This is a genomic window from Spirosoma sp., from assembly GCF_048594605.1.
Taxonomy (GTDB): domain Bacteria; phylum Bacteroidota; class Bacteroidia; order Cytophagales; family Spirosomataceae; genus Spirosoma.
The window spans coordinates 1-6756 of sequence record NZ_JBMDWV010000377.1 but is presented as its reverse complement, the minus strand read 5'-3'; the positions used below and the strand labels follow the sequence as shown (position 1 = coordinate 6756).

Annotated in this window: 3 protein-coding genes and 1 pseudogene; 3 read left to right on the top strand and 1 reads right to left on the bottom strand. The window is 49.2% G+C overall.

The features are described from left to right. Positions 1–390, bottom strand: a pseudogene (locus ACOJS8_RS23610) (hypothetical protein); the annotation flags it as partial. A gap of 348 nt (positions 391–738) precedes the next feature. Here ACOJS8_RS23610 and ACOJS8_RS23605 point away from each other — a divergent pair. The 3 genes from ACOJS8_RS23605 to ACOJS8_RS23595 all read left to right on the top strand — a co-directional run. After that, a complete protein-coding gene (locus tag ACOJS8_RS23605) occupies positions 739–3765 on the top strand; it encodes a SusC/RagA family TonB-linked outer membrane protein (RefSeq protein WP_420151019.1) in 3027 nt (1008 codons plus the stop codon). A 16-nt stretch (positions 3766–3781) separates the two neighbouring features. Beyond that, a complete protein-coding gene (locus ACOJS8_RS23600; RefSeq protein ID WP_420151018.1) occupies positions 3782–5281 on the top strand; it encodes a RagB/SusD family nutrient uptake outer membrane protein in 1500 nt (499 codons plus the stop codon). 108 nt (positions 5282–5389) lie between these two features. Continuing rightward, positions 5390–6756 (top strand): glucoamylase family protein (locus ACOJS8_RS23595; protein WP_420151017.1); only part of this gene is annotated, 1367 nt, incomplete at its 3' end.

Genomic DNA, 6756 nt, shown 5'->3' with positions numbered 1-6756 from the left:
ATCCAGAATATTCCATACTTCTTCATTACGAAACGCTTCCTGATGAATCAACGGTGCCAGAGAGTGATACGTTAATTCACCCGTTTTACCGGGAAGCCAATAGCCAAACTCGCCAAGTGCACCCGTATAGATTCTACCTCCCTTATCAATAGCAACTGAACGGACTTTCTGCTTGCGGGGAAGTTCATACGTTTTCCAGGCGCTGCCGTCAAATTCTAGTAAACCTTTGGAATTAGCAAAATACATGAACTGATTTACCGGGTGCTGTGCTACGCTCCAATTCTGGTTATAAGCGCCATAGGCCTGCCGATCGTAAGTGACTATTTCAGGCTGGCAAAAACGATAGGAAGACTGCGCTACAATGGATGATCCGTACCCTAAAAAAAGCATTGCAATTAATAACCACCATGCATTCAAATGCTTTACTCGTTTACAGCCACTTTTTATCATAATAATCAACTCCTCAAACCTGCCTGATGTAGCGAAAACATCATAAGTGCGCCAAAAATAGCGATATGATGTAGTAATGATGTAGTCTCATTTTAGGCGGAAAGATACCATATCCCTACTTTTGTGCAAAAAAATATTAGAAAGTTAGTGCAAAAACCAGTTGATGTAGTTATGAGTATGGATCGATTCCCTAACTCATACTCAACAGAAAATCTAAGCTGTTTTATTATGACAAACACTTCTCTACGTAGGAAATCAGGAAAGCTTGCTCTATTCTTTATAGGGATTATGCTACTCCTGGCCATCAATCCTATTGGCGCTTTTGCGGCTCCAATACGTATTACGGGTAAGGTTACCGATGGACCATCGGGAGTTGGATTGCCGGGCGCAACGGTCCAGGTCAAAGGCACGGCAACAGGTACGGTAACTGACGCATCAGGCGTGTATTCGGTTCAGGCCGATGAAAATGCAACGCTGGTTTTTTCGAGTATTGGTTTTCAGTCACAGGAAGTAGCGGTAGGCGGCCGCACCACGATCGATGTAGTCTTGCAGGAAGATGCCCGAGCACTGAATGAAGTTGTTGTCGTTGGGTACGGTACGCAGCGAAAAATCGACGTAACAGGGGCCATTGCTCAAGTAAAAGGCGATGAATTGATCAAGCAGCCTGTTCTGTCGGCTACGCAGGCGCTGCAAAGCAAAGTAGCAGGTGTACAGATCATTAACTCGGGCGCACCCGGGCAGGCACCTGTTGTCAGGATTCGGGGAACAGGTACGCTGCTTGGTGGAGCCGATCCGCTCTACGTAGTGGATGGGATTATCACTGAAGACATCCGAAATATTAATACGTCCGATATTACGTCGGTCGATATTCTGAAAGATGCCTCAGCAACGGCTATTTATGGGGTTCGGGCCGCCAACGGCGTTGTACTGATCACAACCAAACGCGGAAAATCGGGGGCTCCACAAGTCAGCTATGATGGCTACGTGGGCATTCGGACTCCGACGAACCGGGTACAAATGGCCGATGCTCAATTGTTTACTCAGTACAACAACGAAGCGGTACGTTACGACAGCCAAACTGACCCGTTGCCGTTCGATCCAAGTGCCGCTAGCGCCAACACCGACTGGTTCAAGGCTATCACCCGGACGGGTTTCCAGCACAATCACTCGCTGTCCGTTAGTGGAGGTACTGACAAAACAACCTACCTTTTCAGCGCAGGCTATTTCAGCGAAAAAGGGATTCTGCGTGATAACGACTATGATCGACTTGTGCTACGTCTGAACAACGACTATACACTCTCGAAGAATCTGAAAATAGGGCATAATTTGAGTTTATCGAACAGCAATTCGGTATTGGCCGATGCCGGTAGCGTATTGCTGGAAGCAACCGATAATATCAGTACTACGTCGCCGGTTCGGGGCAGTGGCAATGTGTATTCAGCCTTCACGAATGCTTACCGGCAGGCGCCCATTGTACCGGTTCGAAATCCGGACGGTTCTTATGGTTTCACCCCCCGTAATAACGTAGCCAATCCGATTGCGCAGATTGATTACACGAACTTCCAGGCGAAAGGGTTGCGCTTGCAGGGTTCGTTCTACGGAAACCTGACCATTGCCAAACACATTGCCGTTATTTCCAACTTCGGTGTGGAGTCAAACAATCTACGTTCGTATAACTATTTGCCCGTCTATCGCGTATCGTCGAACCAGCAGAATGCAACCAGCAAGCTCACGGTTGGCCGCTCGAATAACTCGCGCTGGCTCTGGACCAATACGGCTGAGTACAGCAATACGTTCGCGCAAAAACATAACGTAAAAGTGCTGGGGGGCTACGTAGCCGAACGGTTTCAGGGTGATGTTCTACGTAGCGAACGGCAGGACGTACCGCCCCAGTCGAATTATTTCTACCTGAACACTGGGAACGCGTCATCAGCTACCAATGAACAAACCGGTACGCTCGAAACCCGACAGTCGTATATTGGTCGGATCAACTACAACTACAGCGACCGCTATTTACTGACCGCTACGGCTCGTTATGATGGGTCAAGTAAGTTTCCTGTTGCTAATCGCTGGGGCTTTTTCCCATCCATTGGCGCAGGCTGGGTAATTAGTGAAGAGCCGTTTATGCTGGGCAAAACGCCTTTTGATTTGCTGAAAGCTCGTGTAAGCTGGGGACGTACCGGGAACGACCGTATCACGCCCAGTGCATTCTTCTATACCATCGAAAGTACCGGTCTTGATTATGCATTTGGGCCGAACCAAACGACACAGTTGGGCCGCACCATTGTTAACCTGATCGACCCGAATCTGCGCTGGGAGATAACAACAGGCACCGATATTGGTCTTGAATTTGCGCTGGCCAAGAATCGTCTGTCGGGGGAAATTGCGTACTACCAGAAACGTACCCGCGATGCGCTTTTCCTGAAACCCATCGACGCCATTTTCGGCGATAAAGATGGTTCCTACCTAACCAACGCGGCTACGGTATTAAATAAAGGCGTTGAATTTGGTCTTAACTGGCGGAATACGGTTAACAATAATTTTCAGTATAACGTCGGCTTTAACGTAACGGCCAATCAAAACCGGCTCGAAGACGTACAGGGCGGTCTCCCGATCAATGAAGGCGGCATTGGCAATGGTCAGTTTACGACCCGTACCGCCATCGGGCAGCCGGTAGGTAGCTTCTGGGTATGGCAAACGGATGGTATTTTCCAGAATCAAGGTGAGATCGATGCAACAGCGGCTAAGATTGAAGGTACAAAACCCGGCGATTTCCGCTACGTTGATCAGAACAAAGACGGTGTAATTGACGACAATGACCGGGTTTTCGTAGGTTCATACCAGCCAAAACTATTCTTTGGTATCAATGGCGGCTTTACGTATGGCAACTTCGATTTCTCGACCGACTGGTATGCCAATTTTGGGAACAAGGTGTATAACGGTAAAAAAGCGCAGCGCTTTGGTAACGAGAACATTGAAGCGAGCCGCGCCGACCGCTGGACGCCCACGAATCCGAGCAATACGGAACCCCGCGCCAGCAATGCCGTACCCATCTCATCGACGTACTACGTTGAATCGGGTTCGTTTTTCCGAATCAACAACGTATCCCTGGGGTACAAACTTCCTCAGTCGTTCGTCTCGAAAGTTAAGTTAAGCCGCGCCCGGGTGTACGTAACGGCACAAAATCCGCTGACGATCAAGAAGTTTTCTGGATACACGCCCGAACTTCCTGGCGGCCCGCTTAACTCAGGTATCGAATTGAGTGGTTACCCCGTTACGTCGGCCTACTTAGTCGGCCTAAATCTTGGATTTTAATTAGCCAACAAATACGATGAATATACTTCAAAAATCCGTTACGCTGGCTCTTATGGGCGGCCTGACACTGGCAACATCCTGTTCAAAAACATTTCTGGATGTACCTCCTCAGGGGCAACAAACCCCAACCGACTTTTTTTCGAGCAATCCGGATGCTGCCACAACTTTAGTGAATGCAGTGTATGCTAAAATGCTCGACTGGAATTTTTACTCATTCTCATGGAATGGCGTTTCGAGTATTACTTCAGACGATGCGGATAAAGGTTCTTCGCCTGGCGACACCGGAACAGATAAAGACCAGCTGGATAATTTAACCTTTACTCCGTCGAGTTTATCGTTCAACGAAGTATGGGTTGGTCAGTACGAGGGCGTTGCCCGCGCCAACCAGGCGCTGAGCAATCTACCCAGCCTAACCATCAACGATACGCTCAAAAACCGGCTTATTGGCGAAGCAAGTTTCCTGCGGGCTTTCTTCTACTTTAATCTTGTACGTTCATTTGGCGGTGTGCCGCTGGTTACGAAAGTTGCCGACCCAACCAACCAGAATGATATTCAGCAGGGCCGGGTTCGGGCTACAAGTGCCCAGATTTACACACAGATCGAGACGGACCTCCAGACGGCGATTACCAATCTTCCCGAAAAATCGCAGTACGGCAGCGCTGAACTAGGTCGGGCAACGAAAGGAGCGGCAAAAGCCATGATGGCCAAAGTAGCTATGTATCAGATGAAATGGGACGTAGTACAGCGGTTAACCGACGAGATTATCGCATCAGGTCAATACTCACTACATCCCGATTATAGAGAACTCTGGCGGGAATCAACCGAAAACGGCGTAGAATCAATTTTTGAGATCCAGGGCAAAGGCACTACGCCTGCCCGGGGAGTACAGGGCTACTTTGAAAGTCAGGGTGCCCGTGGTGACGGCGGCTGGGGCTGGGGTTTCAATACACCCAGCGAAGACCTGGATAAAGCATACGAAACCGGCGATACGCGGAGAGCTGGTACCATTATTCAACGCGGTACTACGTTGTGGGACGGTCAGGTCGTTAATGCACAAGCCGAAAATCCACGCTATAATTTTAAAGCGTACATCAGCCGCACGAAAGAAACCTACAACGGCGAAAACTGGGAAACTAACAAGAATATCCGGGTGCTGCGTTACGCCGAAGTGTTGTTAATGAACGCTGAAGCAGCTAACGAACTGGGTCAGTCGGCCAAAGCGCTGGCGTCGCTGAATCTGGTTCGGGCGCGGGCACGCGGAGGAGTTACTACCGTATTGCCCAATGTAACGACAACTGTACAAGCCGACTTACGTAACGCCATCTGGCGTGAGCGACGGGTTGAACTAGGAATGGAACACGATCGCTGGTTCGACCTCGTGCGGCAAGGACGGGCGGCCACGGTTATGAAAGCGCACGGCAAGAATTTCGTTGCAGGTAAACATGAATTGTTTCCCATTCCGCAAACGCAGATTCAGTTAACAGGTGGTGCCCTAACGCAAAATCCTGGTTATTAATCGCTAAAATTCCTACGAGATGAAAGCAACGGTTTCTCACTGATTCTGTGAAAACGCCGTTGCTTTTATTTTCTCCATGATTCAAAGATTGTTGCGCTAAAACGTATCATGAACCAACGGTTAATTTTTCTTTCATTCCTCGGTTCGCTTTGGCTTATAGCCTGTCAGCCGAAACCTATTATCTCATCTTCCTCGCCCAAAGTGCTGACTGCGTCTGACAATACGTTTCTGGACAGTCTGCAACGCGATACGTTCCGGTATTTCTGGGAAACAACCAACACCCAAAACGGCCTTGTTCCTGACCGTGCTCCAACGCCTTCTTTTGCCAGTATTGCCGCCGTAGGATTTGGTCTTACGTCTTATCTGGTAGGCGTTGAGCGAGGTTATATTACCCGTGAACAGGCCGCCGATCGTACGTCAAAAACACTACGTTTCTTTGCGCAGGCTCCACAGTCGGATCAGGCAACGGGCGTGGCGGGTTACAAAGGCTTTTTCTACCATTTTCTGGATATGAAAACCGGAGAGCGCTTCAAACAGGTTGAGCTATCGACTATCGATACGGCTTTGCTACTGGGAGGAGTTCTGAGCGCTCAGACGTATTTTGATAAAAACTCACCTGCCGAAACCGAGATCCGACAACTAGCTGAGCAGATTTATGGGCGCGTTGACTGGGCCTGGATTCGTCCGCGTAAGCCGTTCGTATCGATGGGCTGGCATCCCGAAAAAGGATTTATCGAAGCCGACTGGAAAGGCTACAACGAAGCTATGCTCTTGTACGTACTGGCGCTGGCATCGCCCACGCACCCAATTGAAGCCGATGCCTGGGACGCTTGGACAAAAAGTTACGACTGGAATATGTTTCAGGGCCAACAACACGTCAATTTCGATCCGCTTTTTGGCCATCAGTATTCACATATCTGGATTGATTTCCGGGGCATTAAGGACAAATACATGCAGCAAAAAGGCTTCGACTATGCTGAAAATTCCCGACGGGCTACCTACGCCAATTGGGCGTACTGCGTACAAAATCCGGGGCGATGGCAGGACTACGGTAAAACGATCTGGGGACTTACAGCCTGCGATGGCCCAAAAGACACGACCGTAGCCGGGCGTCAGTTTTTCTCCTATCGCGCCCGGGGAGCGGCCTCTACGCAAATCGTCGATGATGGGACGATTGCCCCAACGGCAGCTGGTGGCTCGATGGCTTTTGCACCCGAAATCTGTTTACCCGCTTTACAGGCCATGAAAACGAAATACGGGGATAAACTCTACGGTCAATATGGATTTGTGGACGCCTTTAATCCTACGTATCGGTATCCTTCAGAAAACACCAATATCCCAACTACATCCGGCTGGTTCGATAAAGATTATCTCGGCATCGATCAGGGCCCGATTTTGTTAATGGCAGAGAACCTACGTACTAATTTCGTCTGGAATCTGATGAAACGTAATCCGCACATTCAGAATGGTTTGAA